The 18,234-nt window shown below is 39.1% G+C and carries 15 protein-coding genes; 2 read left to right on the top strand and 13 right to left on the bottom strand.

The genetic code is table 11. The features are described from left to right. Positions 1–15: 15 nt before the first annotated feature. From F606_RS0101060 to rfbD, 3 genes are all read right to left on the bottom strand, one after another. Positions 16–1,059 carry a hypothetical protein gene (locus F606_RS0101060; RefSeq protein WP_019552004.1) on the bottom strand — a complete coding sequence of 348 codons (1,044 nt, stop codon included), beginning with the start codon at positions 1,057–1,059 and terminating at the stop codon, positions 16–18. Between the two features lie 263 nt (positions 1,060–1,322). Continuing rightward, positions 1,323–1,793, bottom strand: a complete 471-nt coding sequence (locus tag F606_RS22110) for a VanZ family protein (protein ID WP_019552003.1) — start codon at positions 1,791–1,793, stop codon at positions 1,323–1,325. A gap of 9 nt (positions 1,794–1,802) precedes the next feature. After that, a complete protein-coding gene (rfbD, locus tag F606_RS0101050; RefSeq protein WP_026329173.1) occupies positions 1,803–2,639 on the bottom strand; it encodes a dTDP-4-dehydrorhamnose reductase in 837 nt (278 codons plus the stop codon). Positions 2,640–2,887: 248 nt separating this feature from the next. On the opposite strand from rfbD, the gene F606_RS0101045 reads away from it, so the two are divergent. Next, the gene (locus F606_RS0101045; protein WP_019552001.1) at positions 2,888–3,448 is read left to right on the top strand and encodes a sigma-70 family RNA polymerase sigma factor; all 561 of its coding nucleotides are present in this window, start codon (positions 2,888–2,890) and stop codon (positions 3,446–3,448) included. On the opposite strand, the gene F606_RS0101040 is transcribed toward F606_RS0101045, so the two are convergent. From F606_RS0101040 to F606_RS0101020, 5 genes are all read right to left on the bottom strand, one after another. Beyond that, positions 3,431–3,949 (bottom strand): hypothetical protein, encoded by a 519-nt coding sequence (locus F606_RS0101040; protein WP_019552000.1) that lies wholly within the window; start codon positions 3,947–3,949, stop codon positions 3,431–3,433. The two genes, F606_RS0101045 and F606_RS0101040, sit on opposite strands and share 18 nt — an antisense overlap. A gap of 158 nt (positions 3,950–4,107) precedes the next feature. Then, the gene (locus F606_RS0101035; protein WP_019551999.1) at positions 4,108–5,028 is read right to left on the bottom strand and encodes an NAD-dependent epimerase/dehydratase family protein; all 921 of its coding nucleotides are present in this window, start codon (positions 5,026–5,028) and stop codon (positions 4,108–4,110) included. Between the two features lie 275 nt (positions 5,029–5,303). Continuing rightward, entirely contained in the window at positions 5,304–6,134 is an 831-nt protein-coding gene (locus F606_RS0101030) for a phosphoenolpyruvate hydrolase family protein (RefSeq protein WP_019551998.1), read from the bottom strand. Positions 6,135–6,167: 33 nt separating this feature from the next. After that, a complete protein-coding gene (locus F606_RS0101025; protein WP_019551997.1) occupies positions 6,168–7,373 on the bottom strand; it encodes a Tm-1-like ATP-binding domain-containing protein in 1,206 nt (401 codons plus the stop codon). Positions 7,374–7,538: 165 nt separating this feature from the next. Beyond that, a complete protein-coding gene (locus F606_RS0101020; protein WP_019551996.1) occupies positions 7,539–8,711 on the bottom strand; it encodes a phosphoenolpyruvate hydrolase family protein in 1,173 nt (390 codons plus the stop codon). A 365-nt stretch (positions 8,712–9,076) separates the two neighbouring features. Between F606_RS0101020 and F606_RS0101015 the strand changes: the two genes are divergently transcribed. After that, positions 9,077–9,922, top strand: coding sequence for a YihY/virulence factor BrkB family protein (locus F606_RS0101015; protein WP_019551995.1), 846 nt, complete (start codon positions 9,077–9,079; stop codon positions 9,920–9,922). Positions 9,923–9,978: 56 nt separating this feature from the next. Here F606_RS0101015 and F606_RS0101010 read toward each other — a convergent pair whose 3' ends face one another. From F606_RS0101010 to F606_RS0100990, 5 genes are all read right to left on the bottom strand, one after another. Beyond that, positions 9,979–11,061, bottom strand: coding sequence for a class I fructose-bisphosphate aldolase (locus F606_RS0101010; protein WP_019551994.1), 1,083 nt, complete (start codon positions 11,059–11,061; stop codon positions 9,979–9,981). A gap of 302 nt (positions 11,062–11,363) precedes the next feature. Further along, the gene (locus tag F606_RS0101005; RefSeq protein ID WP_019551993.1) at positions 11,364–11,822 is read right to left on the bottom strand and encodes a chemotaxis protein CheX; all 459 of its coding nucleotides are present in this window, start codon (positions 11,820–11,822) and stop codon (positions 11,364–11,366) included. Continuing rightward, positions 11,822–12,688 (bottom strand): response regulator, encoded by an 867-nt coding sequence (locus F606_RS0101000; protein ID WP_019551992.1) that lies wholly within the window; start codon positions 12,686–12,688, stop codon positions 11,822–11,824. Before F606_RS0101000 ends, F606_RS0101005 begins: the two co-directional genes overlap by 1 nt. Positions 12,689–12,775: 87 nt before the next feature. Continuing rightward, on the bottom strand, positions 12,776–14,359 hold the full coding sequence (locus F606_RS0100995; protein ID WP_019551991.1) for an L-lactate permease: 1,584 nt from the start codon (positions 14,357–14,359) through the stop codon (positions 12,776–12,778). A gap of 285 nt (positions 14,360–14,644) precedes the next feature. After that, complete coding sequence (locus tag F606_RS0100990) at positions 14,645–18,229, bottom strand: family 78 glycoside hydrolase catalytic domain (RefSeq protein WP_026329170.1); 3,585 nt, start codon at positions 18,227–18,229, stop codon at positions 14,645–14,647. Between the last annotated feature and the right edge of the window lie 5 nt (positions 18,230–18,234).

Here is an 18,234-nt window from a genome sequence, read left to right as displayed (position 1 = left end):
AACAACGGCTCTTTTTTATTGGAATAAATCCTGCTGCGTCTCCACAGTTAACTTATGCCAACACAAGACCAGCTGCTCTTTCGTCAAACATTCCTGCGGATAATACGTATGATCCCGCAGCAGCATTCGGCGAATCCGCCTGGCATCCAGCTCATCCCAAGCTTCACAAAATGCATCCAGTGCCTGGCAATTCACGCTCTGCTCGACCTTGCCTGATGAACAATCCATGTTAAACAATTCTCGATAAAATGGCATAGCCAGCTGCACCGGCAGTTTTGCCTGCAGTCCATACCAAATCGCAATTCCCTCTAAATCCAAATTGCCAAAATAATAAAAAAAATGCTGCTGCCCGGCTAGTCCAAGCTGACGTGGTAATACAAAAAGATTCCCGATGATTTTCCAGCCCCCGCCAAAAGTAAGGGATGAAAATTCAGTTTCTGGTAAAATTGGCAGCAGCGCATAATAAACAGCTTTGTTTTCTACAATCAAATGCCGGTGTGCATCTTTTAAAAGAACCGACGGATTGATTGCGACCATAAGTGGATCGGGACAATTCGTAATTCGCATTTTTTCTTGCAAATTTAATTTTTCCAACAAAGTCATCCCGCCTTGCAGTAAAACCTGTTCATCACCAAAAATCTGATAAGACCTTTCCTGCTCCGTCACTTCATCACGCGGAAACCCATACAATTTCAAATAATCAGCAATTTTTTTTAGCTGTGGTTTATCTTTTTTCCACTCAATCCAGCTGGCTTTAAAATAATAAGATAAATCCATCAAATGGGATACCTGCATTTGGATCATCTCACGCTGCAATTTTTCTCTGTCATCACGGATTAATCGGGAAAGATTAATTCGATATTTTTGGCATAAGACCCCCTCACGATAAGAACCATGTTTCGCTCCATAGTCTGATAAAATACCAGTCTTAACGAAAGATTGTATCACATCACAAAACTCCTCATACGAGTACGGAGCTGGACAAATTTTTTCTAACTCGGTCAACGAAATTATTTTTCTTCCATACGCTTTAAAATACGTCAAAAAACTTTCTTTCATTGTTTCCTCCAAAATCAACATCTTCAATCCTATATAAACTGCATTAAATATTATACATGGCAATCGTCCGGAGGGGTATACCTATATCCAATTCCTGATAAACGAATAGGCTAGATATAATTTCTTTAATGCATTATATAAAATGCTCTTTTCACTTGGCAAATTTTCTTTGAATTGATTGCAAGCTAACCAATGTTTCCTACTTTGTGTTTATTCCATACAAAAAGGCGTTCTCCTCCATTGAGAAGAACACCTTCTTATGATTACCACCTATTTCGACGTCGAGACCGCTTCCGGCATTGCCAGCGCTGCCATATGGATTGCATCAACAAAAAAAACAAGATACCGCTGCTACTTCCCTTGAAATCCAGAAGCACATCCGCTATTTCCGATGAACGTCCCGGCGAAAAAAGCTGTAAATATTCATCACAGACTGCAGTAAACAAACAAAAAAACAAAACATACCCCAGATAAGTTCGCCGTTTTAAACTGCAAAGGCTAAAAGCAGCACATAAAAAAATTCCCTGCAAAAAATATTCTGTAAAATGAGCATCCTTACGAATGGGTGAACCATCCAAAAAATCAAAAGATACACCAAGCGCATGCGCTATTTCATTCAATTCATTAAAAACAAATTGACTGGTCTGCGTTGATACAGCTGAGGTCTCAGACGAATAATGAAAAATCATAAACGTTGCAGCAGCTGCTAGTACAATACATAAAATTCTTCTCATACAAAACCTTTAACTTTCCAGATAACGTTTAACCGCATCCTGCCAAACTGGTAAACGATGAAAACCAGCTTGTACTAATTTTCCTTTTTCCAAACGAGAATTCAACGGACGCAATGCCTTCGTGGGATAATCCGAAGAAGGTATCGCTTTGACATGAATCGGACGATCAGCCAAGCGGAAAATCTCTTCAGCAAATTCTGCCCACGAGCAGATTCCTTCATTGGCAGCATGGTATATGCCATAAGCCTCTGTTGCAAGCATGTCACACAACAGTACTGCCAAATCAACCGTATATGTAGGCGAACCAACTTGATCCCCCACAATAGCAAGTTCTGTATGATCTTGCGCTAAATGCAGCATGCTTTTTACAAAATTGCTGCCATTTTTACCAAATACCCAAGAAATACGAACTATAAAATACGCATCCAGTATATCCTGCACAATCTTTTCACCAGCTAATTTACTTTTTCCATATACGTTCAGCGGTGCTGTTGCGGTTTCAATATCATGATACCAGCTGCCAATTCCCGGAAATACATAATCGGTGCTCAGATAAACCATCTTCGCATGAATCTTTTTACAGGCAAGTGCGATATTTCGCGTACCAGCTTCATTAATTTCCATACACTCAGCAGGTTCATCTTCGGCTTTATCAACCGCCGTATAAGCTGCACAATGCACGACAGCATCCGGAGCATACGTTTCGATGAAGTCCAGCGTTGCTGCTGCATCACGAATATCAAAATCTTTACTTGACGTTCCCACACACTCAATATTTCGTTTTATAAGTTCTTGTACCACATCGTAACCAAGCTGTCCGGTTACCCCTGTTACTAAAATTTTTATAGTAACCACCTCATTTCAAAATTTCAAAAAAGCTCTCTACCTTTATTAAGTATACCACATCTACGGATAATCGAGAATTGACTGCCAATCTATTTTTTACTTAGCCGCGCTACAGAGAAAATTCATTCAACTCAGCTTAATACGAGAACCATTTAGACCTTAGTCGAGTTTTGTCGTAAAAGAAACTCTATAGTACTCTATAACCAAGCGCTAATTTACGAGAAACCGGTCTCTCAAAAGGTGAGACTATGAAAACAGAACTTCTTGTTCAAAAAGCCCAAACAGGCGATCCACAAGCTGTCTTAAATTTACTCGATCAATTCCAGCCCTTACTACACAAAGCTGCCTGGCAGGCACATTTAGCCTCGATTCGTGAAGATGCTTTATCGCAAGCTTATATAAGCTTCTTAGAAGCAGTCAAAGACTACAACTTGTCACGCAATATCCCCTTTGCCGGTTATGCCAAAGCTAAAATCTATGGCGATATCCGTACTCTTTTTAAACAAAACCGCCGTAACTGGCAGCGTGAATTATCCACCGAATACGAAACAGCCGGTCAAACTATCTTAGACCAACTCGTCAGCCCCACGGGAAACACCAATAGCATCATCGATAAAATTGATATGCAAGCATTACTTACACAACTCCCCCTAAAACAAAAACAGGTACTCTGGCAAACAATTATTCATGACAAAACACAAAAAGAAACAGCCTTGCTCATGCATCTTTCCCAACAAGCCATTGCTTCACTACAAAAAAAAGCATTAAACACGCTGCGCCAATGGCTGAACTCAATTGAGCACGGATGACAGAGCCCAGCGTTTTTCCAAATAATGAATAGCCAATCGATCCAAATAGCGTTGCTCCATTGCCAAAACCAATAAAGCGTTTCGCAGATGCTCCTCGACTGTCTGCCTATTCCACAAGACCTTAAACGAACATCCATTCTTCATACAGAGAACCGTTCGGCGGCCATTTTCTTCTAAGTCGTTAATTTGACAATAATTAAAAAACCCTGCCGTCACATCGCCATTTATTTTAGGATTACGTACTTTAAGAGCTACCAGCACCAGATCGGGGCCTAAAACAAGTGGCATCCAGTTTTTACCTTTTGTTAACTTTCGTGCCTGCTCCTCCAGTAAATAAATATCTTTACATTCACGCCGTACCAGGCGGTGTACTACTGTTTTAACCCGTAATGGCACAACGACTTCACTGCCGTCACACGCATGCAAAACCGAACAATCTCCAAGTTCTGTGTAACGAGGTAAAATCGCCGCAATTTCTTCAGCTGCTACCATGTCTTGCATAATAAAACCCCCTTAAAATTAAGAACATTTGTTTGCTTATATGTATTAATATAACAGAATTTTGTAAATATTTCAATATTAATACCCTAATAATATTCCAAAAATAGAAAAAACTACCGAAATAAGTTATACTTGAGCTCTTATTTCGGTAGTTTTTTCTATTTTTGTTGATTAAATGAATGATAGGTTCGCTTAAGTCCCTCCGCCAGTGACATAACCGGGTTCCAGCCAAGCCCAGTGATTGCTTTCGCATTTGATAAAACCGAACGATAAATATCACCTTTTCTAGCCCTTTCATAAAGTGGTACGACATGGTTTCCTGTTATTTCATCAAACAAAGCAACCATTGCATTTACGCTGACTTCCGTCTGAGTACTCAAATTATAAGCTGTATTCACGTTATCAGTCTGAAGCGCACAATAAATCCCTGCGGCAATATCACCAGCATAGACAAAGTCCCTTGTCTGTCCGCCATCACCATAAATCGTAATGGATTTGCCACTTGCAATTCGTTTCGTAAAGATACTGATGACACCGCCTTCGCCACCATCGCCCTGACGTTCGCCATAGACATTAGCAAATCGCAGCACAACATAATCCAAATTGAATATTTCATGATAAAGTTTCAAATAACGTTCAACGGTGACCTTGCTCAATCCATAAAATGATAACGGTGAAAGAGCCGTTGTTTCGCCGATTGGCAACTCTTTTGCATCGCCATAGGCTGCTGCGGTCGAAGCAAAGATCACCCTTTTAACACCCGTCTTACGTGCCGCTTCCAAAATGTTGATCGTCCCCTGGATATTCACCGCAGCATCAAACTGCGGATCATCAACCGAAACATTAACCATCGTCTGCCCTGCCAAATGCACGATTGCATCAAATTTTTCTTTGGCAAATACCGTCAGGATATTTTCATCTCGCACATCCATTTCAATGAAAGGAACTCCTTCCGGAAGATTTTCCTTAAGACCCGTGTGTAAATTATCTAAAACCATCACCTGGCAATTTTCTTTCAATAATTTTCCGACTAAATGCGATCCAATAAACCCCGCACCGCCCGTAATTAATATTTTCATTTTTTGCCCTCCTATGATTATCTACCTGATAAAACAAAACCGTACATCTTTTTAAGTATAGCACAAAACTCCATCCAATCCTACATTTCAAAGACAGGCTAACCGCCGTGTTATTTATAAAAAAACAACAGGACTCTGGGTGGTTAATCCAGAGTCCTGTTGTTTTGTAGGAGTTGCTGAGGAATCGGGGAATGGTAAGAACCCCGCTCAGCCAGTGTTTAGCAAAGTGTAGGATATATAAAACGAAATAAATCGTTTATTAGTATTATAATGTATTACTTTTTAATTGCTTTAAAAGCAGCAGCTTGTGCCTTGATGCCCTTTTCAGCAGCAAAACGTTCAATACTGGATGCACCAAAAAAGCCATCGATATTTTTTGTATGCTGAATTACATAGGCAGCATCATCCGGTTCAGCAATCGGTCCACCATGGCAAATAACCATAATATCTAGATTTACTTTTTTACCGGCTTCAATGATTCCTTCAATTTTTTTGATACAATCATCCAAAGTCAATGCAGTCTTAGCACCAATGGTTCCCTTCGTTGTAAGCCCCATATGAGCCACCAGAATATCAGCACCGGCTTTAGCCATAGCCTTAGCCTGCTCAGCATCAAAAACATAAGGAGCCGTCAACAAATCGAGTTTATGTGCTTTCGCAATCATGTCTACTTCCAGACCATAACCCATACCTGTTTCTTCAAGATTCTGCCGGAAAACGCCATCAATCAAACCGACTGTAGGGAAATTTTGTACCCCAGAAAAGCCCTGTTCTTTTAACTGTTTCAAAAAAACATCCATGACTCTAAAAGGATCTGTACCACACACTCCAGCAAGTACAGGAGTCTTCTGCACAACCGGCAGTACTTCCGATCCCATTTCAACAACAATCTGATTGGCATCACCATACGATAAGAGTCCTGCTAAGGAACCTCGTCCAGCCATTCTATATCTGCCTGAATTATAAATAATCAGCATGTCTGCGCCGCCTTGTTCACTGCTTTTTGCCGTGATTCCAGTCCCCGCACCAACACCAACTAGTATCTTACCATCTTCGATTTGTTTCTTGAATTGCTGCATAATTTCAGTTCTTGTCAATGTATTCATTTATATAACCCTCCTCAAAATTTGCCTAGCTTTTCACTTCATCAAATCAATAAGTTTTTGTGCTGCTGTTTCAGCAAACAGCTTATCATTGATATGCAAATCAAATTCTTCTAAATCCACTACATTTTTATCAATCGCACCACGCAGTGTATCAAATAAAACCTGATCCTCAGCTGGCCCATAAAAAGGCTGATTTTCCATATCAATCCCGGAAACACCCAAAAGTGGCAGCATAAGAACAGTCGCCCCTGTCGCTTGATTCAGTTTTTCAGCGATTACTTTACCAAGAGCCAAATTTTCATCTTTTGATGTACGCATCAGCGTAACACTCGGATTATGTTTATATAAATTACGGTTCAAAAACTCAGTAGGAACCGTATCAATTGCACCAAAGTTCACCATATCAAGAGCACCGACTGAAACAACTTGTGGAATACCTTTTTTCCCCGCCGCTTCTAAACGATTTGGTCCCGCTGACAATACCCCGCCAACGATCTCATCACACCATTCAGTCGTTGTTAAATCAAGGACACCTTGGATAAAACCAGATTCAATTAAATTTTCCATTGCTTTACCACCCGTTCCCGTAGCATGAAAAATTAAAACTTCATATCCTCTAGCTTCCAAGTATTCACGGGCAAAGGTAACACAAGGTGTCGTTACCCCAAACATGGTAGCTGCTACCAAAGGTTTTTTTTCAGCAACAATGTCATGTGTATAATTCACCATACCCAAAATTGCAAAAACAGCATTATCAAAAATTTTGGTTGAAATTACATTAAGTCCTGCTACATCGACAATAGATGGAATCATGACAATGTCACTCGTTCCTACATACTGTTCCGTATTGCCTGAAGCCATTGTCGATACCATAACTTTCGGCACACCGATCGGCAATTTTTGCATGGCTGGCGTAATCAAGGCTGTTCCACCTGAGCCACCAAAAGACAATATACCATCGAATTTTCCCTGCTCATAAAGTTGAGGAAGCAATACTGCAATTCCCTTCGACAAAATTTCTGTCGCTGAGGCTCGATCCTTTTTCCGAACAATTTCATTTATATCCGCATCGACCGCTTGCGCGACCTCACGATTTGACACATCCGGCTTAAATGCCGGTTCAAATACGCCGATATGAATGGTAAACGTTTTTACACCAAAGCTTTCAATTAGTTTCTTAACATATAAATACTCTGTACCTTTTGAATCAAACGTCCCTGCAATTGCTATTGTTTTCAATAAAAATCCCTCCGGGCACTTTATTATTTGTTAAAACTACTTCGCTTTTGTTCTAAAACACCAAGTACATTCTATTATAATAATTCAAAAGTAATTTGAATATGTAATTTCATCATATTATAATGTCATTTTATGATATTTTATCAGGATTTTGTAAAATACCTTTTACGTTTTATAATAATTGGGTGACACACCCGTATATTTTTTAAAAATCTTACTAAATTGTGCATAATCTGTATAACCAACAAAATTTGCCGCTTCTACACAAGCAGCATCCTGTTTCGTCATCAATTCAATCGCTTTGTTCATCCGAAAAGTTATCAGATATTCGGAGAAAGAAGACCCTGTATCTTTACTGAATAATCTGCTCAAATGCCCGGCTGAAACATGCGCTATTTCGGCCAATTCTTTAAAATGAATTTCATACATATAATTCTGAGCTATGTACTCTTTCACAAAACTCACATAATCATAATGCTTGGTTATGCCATCTAACATGTTTTGCAATAAATGATCTTCGTTGACATTCTCCATTTTTTTAAAAGATTTTGTCACGCGAATCAGCGATTCTTCCGATGGTATTCTTTCAAAGGCAGAGCCACCAATATATCCGTCGATATTCGTATTATTATACATATACTGCACATCAACCGGATTCTTGATTGGACCACCATAAATCATCTTAATTAAAGCAGGATTCAATCTATCACAAAGCATAAAAATTTTGTTAACCTTATCTTTCGCCTTTTTTAAAGATAATACTTTTTTCGACCCTAATATCCCACCTTCGGTCAGTCCCAAATGCACACACAGAATATCCGCCCCGGCTTCAATCATGAGTCTGGTCTGCACTTCATTAAAAACAAAAGCAATTGTCAACAGCTTTTTTTTATGAGCCAGACGAATAGCTTCTACTTCTTGTAAAAAAAGTCCCTCTTCCTCTAGAGCTTCATAAAACTGGCCATCGAATAAACCGACTGTTGGAAAGTTATTAACTCCTAAAAAACCATTTTCTTTTATTACATCCAAATATGTCGGTAAATCAATAGTTGGATCGGATGCGTTTATACCAAAAAACACAGGAAACGGCTGAACCAGTGGTAATATTTCTTTAACCCCCAGATCCATGACAATCTCATTACTGTTAGCAAAAGGTAAAAGTCCCGCTAAAGAGCCCCGTCCCATTTGCCGAAACTTTCCTGAGCTTAAAATAAGTAAAAAATCTGCCCCACCGCTTATTACACATTTTGCGGTCAATCCTGCCCCCACAGCAACCCCAATCAGATATTCATGCTGCTGGATTTGTAATTTCATTTTTTTGATAAAAGCCTTATACATTGAAAATTCTAACTCCTTCATTCTTTATAATAGTGAATAAGAACCAGAAAACATGTCATCTTTCTTCAAAACACAATAAAATCAGCCATTTAATATAGAGCACGGCCCTTCATAAATGACTGATGTGTATTACAATCCATATATACGAATAAATCCTTTTATCCATCTGCTATTATTTTATAATGTTACACTGTTATTGTCTACTATTATATTAACAGCAATTTTTTTATGCTGCCAAAACGCATCAAAAAGTACATAAATTCGCATTTTGAAAAAATTTTATTGGGAAAATACAAAAAAGCAGGATATGATATAGATAGATACTCCCAATATACAGCAACCAATTAAAACGGAGGAAAAATCAGATGCGCAAAAAAATAAAAAATTCTCTATTTTTTAAATATACTGCCGAGCTCATCGCCCGCTATAGATTAGATGATTTATCTGGCATGAGTGCACAAATTACCTACTATTTGATCTTAGCATTTTTCCCATTTTTACTTTTTGTCATAAATCTACTCAGCTTCACCACACTTTCCAGTGAAGTACTTATTGCTAATTTCAATAATTTTCTGCCGACCGATACTGGCACTTTAATCAAAAATCTCTTAATCGAAACGGTACAAGGCAAAAGCAAGACCTTATTGGTTTTGGGGATGTTTGGCAGTCTATGGGCATCATCTCAAGGGATCACCGCACTAATACAAGGTCTAAACAAAGCCTATGCCGTCGAAGAAACGCGTCATTTCACGAAACTCTATCTGATTTCCCTCATTGCAACTTTCGGTGTGGCCTTAATGATCATATTTGATTTTACATTAGTTGTTTTTGGCAAAATTATCGCTTCCTATTTATTTGAATTAGCCGGTGTTAAAGCCTTCTTTTATACAGTCTGGGGAATAGTTCGTTATGCGATCCCCCTGCCTTTAATGCTTCTCACGTTTTATTTGCTCTATGCTTATGTCCCCAATAAAAAATTAAAATCTACGTATATTATACTCGGGTCTATTTTTGCCTCAGGTGGCTGGCTCAGTGCCTCGTTATTATTTTCTTTTTATGTAAATATGTTTACCAATTATGAAAAAATTTATGGGAGTATCGGCGGCATTATTGCCCTGATAACCTGGCTCTATTTAAGTACCCTGATCATCTTAATCGGCGGTGAATTGATCGCAATCCTGAGTCATTTTGAAAACAGAAAAAAAAGATGATTCCGCCCATTTGGTACTGGAATCATCTTTTTATTTATAGCAGCCTAAAAATTATATTAAACAATCGTAACAGCCTCATTTAGATATACATCCTGAATTGCTTGAATCAGCTTTACACCTTCAGCAAATGGTCTCTGGAAAGCTTTTCTTCCAACAATCAGCCCTGAACCACCGGCACGTTTATTAATAACAGCCGTTTTAACTGCATCCGCCAAATCGTTTTTACCAGAAGCACCCCCTGAATTAATTAAGCCAATTTTACCCATATAATTATTCACAACCTGGTAGCGAGCCAAATCAATTGGATGATCCGAACTTAACTCCGTATAAATTCGTTCGTCAAATTTACCATATGAATGTCCACCCGTATTCAGCATTTTATAACCGCCATTATTGGTTGGCAGCTTTTGTTTGATAAAATCTGCTCCAATCGTTACCCCAAGATGATTCGCCTGACCCGTTAAGTCAGCCGATTCATGGTAGTCCTTATCTGTTTTAAAAGCAGAATTACGCAAATAACACCATAAAATCGTAAACAAACCTTTTTCATGTGCGTACTCAAAAGCCTCACTTACTTCAATAATTTGTCTGGCTGATTCCGGTGAACCAAAATAAATAGTAGCGCCAATTCCAGCTGCACCCATGTTATAAGCCTGATCTACTGAAGCAAACATAATTTGATCAAATTTATTCGGATAAGTCAACAATTCATTATGGTTTATTTTTACAACAAACGGTATTTTATGTGCATATTTACGTGACATCAAACCAAGCACGCCTAGCGTTGATGCAATACCATTACATCCAGCTTCTACCGCTAATTTCACAATATTTTCTGGATCGAAATATATCGGATTTTTAGCGAAAGATGCTCCCGCAGAATGTTCTATTCCCTGATCGACTGGGAATATGGACAAATAACCCGTACCGCCTAAATTCCCTTGATCATAAAAACGAGCAAGATTACCAAGGACTCTATTATTACGATCAGAATTAGCAAATACGGCATCGACAAAATTTGGATTTGGCAACGTCAATGTATCTTTTGCTATTTTTGGTGAATCAAACGCTAACAAGCTTTGAGCTTCCGCCCCCAGTAACTCCTCAATCTTATTTATGGTTAAACGTTCTCTTAACATATGTTTCATCCTCTTTTCTATTGCTATTTATTTAAGTAATTTGCCAATTATTCAAGTTATTATGGATTGGAAAATCGTATTGTTTTTATTATTGTAATATCACTCCTTCGTTAATAATATTTATCTTTTATTAATAATATTATACAAAACTCTTTATAATCCTTTATTTTTTTTTACAAAACTAAACACTTCAGCCCCTCATCTTGACCATAAAATTTACCTTATTTCAATCGATTTTACACACAAAAAAAACGATGCAGGCTGACTTATGCATCGTTTTAAAATATTCTTTTCTATCCGGTTTAAGCAATTTTTATATTCACTTCCAAAATAGTACCATCGATATTCATCTCAATAATTAAATATTGATCCTCACTGATATCCACAAAAAAATCTTCACCAACGGTCAAGCTCGGAGTTGAAATATCAACTGGATGCTGCTTTGAAGATAATTTCGTTGCAACATTTGCGCTCAGCATATTTGCAAGCTCTGAAATAGCACTTTCTGCCATTTCATCCAATTGCATAATTGGCATTCCCATCATCATCGTCGATGCAATATGACAAGCCGTCATATTTGTCATATTATACGCTACATTACCACAAATACTATTGCTGAAACCAACCAAGGCTGTAACACCTAAACTTTTTAAAGAACGCTGTCCCATGCCCATCTTACCTCTTGTGATCTTCTGAAAACCCATTTGTGGCATAATCGTTGCAACAGACTCAATAAAAGGATTCACCAATTTAATATCCATTATTCTTTTCCTCCTGCAAAACTAATGCTCAAGGCAAGTTCGCCAATGTCAGTCACTGCCACAATAATAAAAGAACGCATTTTTAGATTGACTATCTTCATCTTATGTCCGCGAATCATCCCTGGAGGAGAAATACGCATGTCTTTATCTTTCAAAGTATCATCAATCTGCGACACATAGTTTCCAACTATAATATTCCCCGCTTCAGCAAAAGCCTCTCTGGCATCCTCATCGTTAAGTTTTTCATCCGGTTCTATATGAAGCATCAAATGTGCCAATGCAATCATAACCGTATCCGCTGCATACAGAACAACCCTGCCGGTAGGATTTCCGGTTAAACCAATAATGACAGCCGTTCCCGTAATCGTATTTTCTTTTTCAATATTCTCATGAAAACTCATCTTACTTTCAATACCATATAATTGCATAATTTCATTTTGAAAAATCTTTAACAATGGATGAATATACGATTCGATTAAAAGATCCCCTGTATTAAACTCATTTTGATAAAGTAATAACAATGTATCAATAAACTCATAAGGCACCACCGGTTTCTGCAAAAAAGAACTGATCCCAACTTCACGCCCCTGTGTCATCAACTGTGCATCTTTCATAGCACTAATCATGAGGATCTTGGCTTGCGGATTTATTTCTAAAATTCGTCGGCTCGTTTCGATACCATTCTGCCCCGGTAAATTCATATCCATGGTAATCAGATCCGGCTTATGCTGTTGATATTTTTCAACCGCTTCATTACTATTGCGCGCATAATCACAAACCTTAAAGTTTGTTTTGGCCAATATGTTTTTCAACATTGTATAGCTAATTCTTGAATCATCCACAATTAAGACACTAACTTCCTTCACAGCCACTCACCTCTTCTGTTTTTTTGATTACAGTAAGTATATTAAGCATCTGTGAAAAAAAACCTGCCTATTTTTAATTTTTCTTATTTAAAACAGTTGGCATACACTAACAAAATAAACCCATACGCCTAATAACACGGTATAACAAAGGCAATAACCTATCGTTGAACGCAGTAGATTCCCTTCCATCCCAATCTGCCCAGTCGCCGATGTTGCGATAGCGATCGTTTGCGGTGAAATCATTTTCCCCGCAGTTGCGCCAGTTGTATTCGCTGCCGTAATCCAGGTTGGATCAGCCCCAATTTGCAGAGCTGTCTGTTTTTGGAGTGCCCCAAACAATACATTGGCATTCGTATCACTACCTGTAACAAACGTCCCCAATGCTCCAATAACCGGAGCAATAAATGGATAGAAACCACCCGTAACCTGTGCCAAAGCGACAGCAATATCACCGATCATCCCTGAATAACTCATAACTCTAGCCAATGCTACAATCGACACAACTGTAATTGTAGTTTTTTGCAGCTGTATACAAGTTTTTTTCAATACGCTGCCTACTCCAGAAAATGAAATCCCTTGCAAAAATCCACCAAGTAATGCACCAATCATAATCAGTGTACCCGGTGTTAAAATCCAGGCAATATCGATTGGTTTTCCGCCTGGTCCGCTGTAAATAGAAAGCGACGTATGTACGACCCCTAACAAATCACTCACCATCGGACAAATAACATTACTCGTTCCCAAAATAAATACAAACAGAAAAATATAAGGTGACCATGCTGTCAATTGTTCTCTTACCGATGTCTTAAACCTAACCTGCTTATCATCTTCAGCCGCCTCATCCGGAAAACGCCATACTGTTTTGGGTGGTGACACTGTATTATAGACAACGACTGCCAGCATTGACATGACCGCACCAACAATAGCTGCTAATTCAGGTCCCATATAAATAGCCACCAAAAGCTGTGGCAACGCAAAAAATATACCCGCCGCCAATGCCATACCAAGTACACCTTTCAATCCAGCAAAACTTTTGGTCATGATTCGAATCAAGGCCACTGGAATAATAAGAATAAACGGTGTTAACTGAATCGCAACTGCCAAAGTCAATCGCATTACATCAAGATCAGCGACTTTCGCTAACGTAATAATGGGAATGCCTACCGCACCAAAAGCTACAGGAACTGTATTCGCTATCAAACACAACATTGCAGCAAAAAATGGATTGAAGCCAAGTCCAATCAAAATCGCCGCCGGAATAGCCACTGCTGTGCCAAAACCAGCTGCCGCTTCTAAAAATGCCCCAAATCCCCATGCAATCAACAATGCCTGCACACGACGATCTGAGGAAAAGCTCGCCATAAGACCCTCGATTTTCCCCATCGCTCCCGTTTGCAGCGTAATATTGTATGTAAAAATCGCTGCAAAAATAACCCATAAAATTGGCCACAGTGCTAAAACCGCACCATCTAAAGCACCAGTTAAAACCAAATCCATCGGCATTGTCCAAACTGCTAATGCAAGTGCCATACTAAAAATCAGAGCGAAAAAACAACTCTTATGGGCTGGCATTTTCCATACACCAAGACTTACCAATAACCATAATAACGGAAGAAAAGCAACGATTGCCGATAACTCAGTTCCAAAAGGATGTGTTACAATTTGCCACATAAATTCAACCTCCATCGTCTCGTTATAAATACCTATACAAAAATTCCCAATATTTAAAATTAATCAAATATTTAGAAATTTACATGTATCATTGTAAGTCTTGGCTGTTATTTTAGAAAAAGCATTTTTATTGGTCGTACCAATTTATATTTTCAGTATAATTCCTCTTGAAAATCCTGTCAATAAGGAAATGTCCATGTGAATTATTTATCTTAATCCCCTACATACATAAACAAAACAAGAGCAGAAAACATCATATTTTTCTGCCCTTGTTTATATTTTAGATTATTTTTTTATCTCAAACCGATACGTTCCAGATTCCAATTGATAAACCGCCCGCCCATTTTCATATTTTATAAAGGTAACACCGTTGCCTTTTTGTAACAGTTTACCATTTTCAAAAACACTTGTCTTTTTATCCATTGGCAAATAGAGAGTTGCCGTGGTATTGGCCGGAATGGCTGCATTGTAAGACCAACTATCATCGTCAATCTTCCAGGCACTTTCAATTCTGCCATAGCTGCTATCATAATAACCATGAGCATTTGTTAAGCCGCCCTTAAAGTCCGGTTGCGGCTGCAAAATAAAATGCTGAAAGCCTGGTGCAGCCGGATCTCGTTGAATGCCCAGCGAATAATTGCATAACCATGCCCCTACAGCGCCAAATGAATAATGGTTAAACGAGTTCATACTGTTATTGCCTCCGAATCCGCGGTCCTTCGTATACGAATCCAGACGCTCCCAAATTGTTGTTGCTCCCTGCTTAACTGGATAGAGCCATGAAGGATAGTCCTCGTTTTCCAGCATCTTATAGGCAATATCCGCATACCCATGATCAGACAGAGCTTTACCGATCCAGGCTGTACCAATAAAACCAGTCATCAGCGCATAAGGCTTATGCTCAATTTTATTATCGTCTGTATTTTTACGTATGCATGCCGCGGCGAGATATTTCGCTGCGTATGGAATATTTTCCTCACTAAATACACCTAAAGCTAAAGGTACTGCATAGGAAGTCTGCGTATCCATTAACAATCCATCTGTCTGAATCGTTTTATGCACTGTGCGATCTACAAAGGTTTCATTGAAGAATTTTTTTCTTTCATTATATTTCTGCCAATACATGGCTGCATCATCTGTATGCCCCAGCACCTCGGCCGTATTAGCCATAATCCAAAGATCATACACATGGTAAGCCGTCCATAAAAATACCGGTTCATTTTTGCTGTATTCCGGTCCAAGCCAGTCACCTAATCCCAGTATAGTTGCTTCATCCAAAAGCCCTTTGCTGTTAACCTTCGTATCAAGATAAGAAATATATTGTTTCATAGCAGCATAATGATCTGTTAAAACGGACTTATCGCCATATTGCTGATAAAGCTCCCAAGGAAGTGTCATTCCGACGCTCCCCCAAAGAAATCCCCCAAAACCATTGCCAATAGGAGCGATGTCGCCAAAGCGTCCATTTTTATCCTGCAAATCGCGCAGAGCCTGTAAGTGACGACGCAAAAACTGGTCTGTATCGGCCACATAACTTGCCGTACGTGAAAAAACGGAAAGATCTCCCGACCATCCCATGCGTTCATTACGCTGTGGACAATCGGTAGGAATCGATAAGAAATTTGCCCGGCTCGACCACACGATATTCTGCCAAAGCCGGTTTACATCATCATTTGATGACTCGTAATCCGCTGTAATTTTTGCGATGGAGCTCAAAACAAGCCCTTTTACCGCCGCAAGTGGCAAAGCCTTCTCAATACCCGTAATTTCGATATAGCGATAACCATGATACGTAAAATGCGGCTCAATTATTTCGTCACCGCCCTTTAAAATATACGTATCTTGCGTAAGCGCACCGCGAATGTTTTCCAGCATAATCATGCCTTTATTTTCGCCGGATTTCTCATGATCGGGATAGATCATTTCGGCATAACGCAAAACAATTTTTGTGCCAGCCTTGCCATTTTTAATCACAATACGCGGCACACCTGCCATATTTTGTCCCATATCATAAATAAACACACCGGGACGTACTTCATTAACCCCTTGAGCACCAAGCGTTAAAATATTTGTAACGCTTGGTCCCATTTGTCCAACTAAAGTAAAGTTATCATAGTTATGCTCCGTAACTGTACCTGTCATGCAATGCGCCCATGATCCAATAAATGCCGTATGCGCATCGACTGGAACAACGCTGGCCTGCTGCCATTTAGCATCCGAATAAGACGACGTAGTCCAAGCTTTCAGATCTTTTTCTTTACGTGCATCATAAACCTCACCCTGAAAAAAGCTTCCTAGAACTACCGGACTTTGCCCGTAAAACTTCCAATTTTTTGGATTCGTTGTAACAACATCTTTTGTACCATCACGATACGTAATTACAAGCTTCGCCATTAGTGATTGACGGTCACCAAAGTAATTCCAGTTTTCCCCTTGAAATGTAATTGCACCACTCCACCAGCCTTCGGCAAGTTGTGCACCCATGGCATTTTCTTTTCCGCCTTGTAAAAAGTTCGTGACATCATAGGTCTGATAAAGCTGTGTGATATTATATTGTGTCAATCCCGGAGAAAAATAATCATTGCCAACTCGTTTGCCATTTATATAAAACTCATAAATACCTCGTGCCGTAGCATAAAGACGAGCACTGGCAATTTCTTTGTTTTTCACGGCAAAAGTAGATCGAAGCAATGGCATCGATCCATGCGAAGGATCTGCTGTAATAAAAACACCATTTGCGCTGCCATTTAAACGATAAACACCATCTTGTACCGTGAATCCATTTACTGGCTTATGTGAAAAAATCCCCTTATAATCGCCTGTCGTTTCAGGTTCTGTAAACAGAGCATTTTGCGGTGCTCGATAATTCAAAATCTGCAAATTAGAAAAATTTGCTTGTTCGCCTTTGTTAACTGAAAAACCGATATCAGCAACCATCGGAAAAGAGATATAATCTCCCCCCGGACCAACCGGATTCACATTATAGCCCGTAGTCCAAAAATTTACGCGTGGCAGTTCAATTTGCGTACCATCGACCCAAAAATTAAAAATGCCAAAATTGCTGCTTACCTCGATATTGTGTTTCGCATTTTGATTTTCTGCACTAACAATTCCATGCGGTATCACAATCGAAGTAAGTGGTGTCAATGTATCCGTCTTACTATAACCTTGTCGATAAATATTTATGCAAGCTTCGCCCCCTGCATTCACTCTGCTTATATCAAATTCAAGCTTGATATAACTCTTATCGGTTGCATTTTTTAAATTGTAAAGATTTTTATTTTTATCCATTAGTCGGCTGTCATTTGCCCCCAGGATAAAACTAGCTTTTTGCGAGCCCGCAGAAATTTGTACGGTATACTTCACACGAAACACCGACAAACTCTGTGAATATAAAGGTAAGTCCTTATCTTTACCACCAATCCACGTGGCATTATCCCAGTTTCCCGAACCAGACCTCGCTAAATTCAGCCCCGTTTCAAACCAGGAACTTTTTTCCTGAACTTCATTTTTCTGATTCCAAACCTTTACAGTCCAGTTATATCTGCTTTCCGGAACAAGCGATAAGCCTCCATATTTTATGCCTATGGAATCGGCATTCGCAACTTTTCCAGTATTCCAAACAATAGTTCCATGCTTATCCTTAACAACAATCTGATAAGCACTCTGCGAAATACCGCGTGCCGCCTTATCACCTTGCATCATCCAGCTGAATTGGGGCTCTTTTGTATCGAGCCCCAACGGCTGAACCATATGCTCCACTTCTAGATTATTCAGTGAAAAATCTGCGGCTGAAACAATCGCTGTACTTGAAAAACAAAATCCACTGTAAATAAAGAAAGATATAAGTATAATCTGCCTCAATTTCATGCCCA

Origin of the sequence: Propionispira raffinosivorans DSM 20765 (assembly GCF_000381065.1) — a bacterium.
Classification (GTDB): Bacteria; Bacillota; Negativicutes; order Selenomonadales; family Selenomonadaceae; genus Propionispira; species Propionispira raffinosivorans.
The sequence above is the reverse complement of the archived record's forward strand: the minus strand, read 5'-3'. Positions and strand labels throughout refer to the sequence as shown.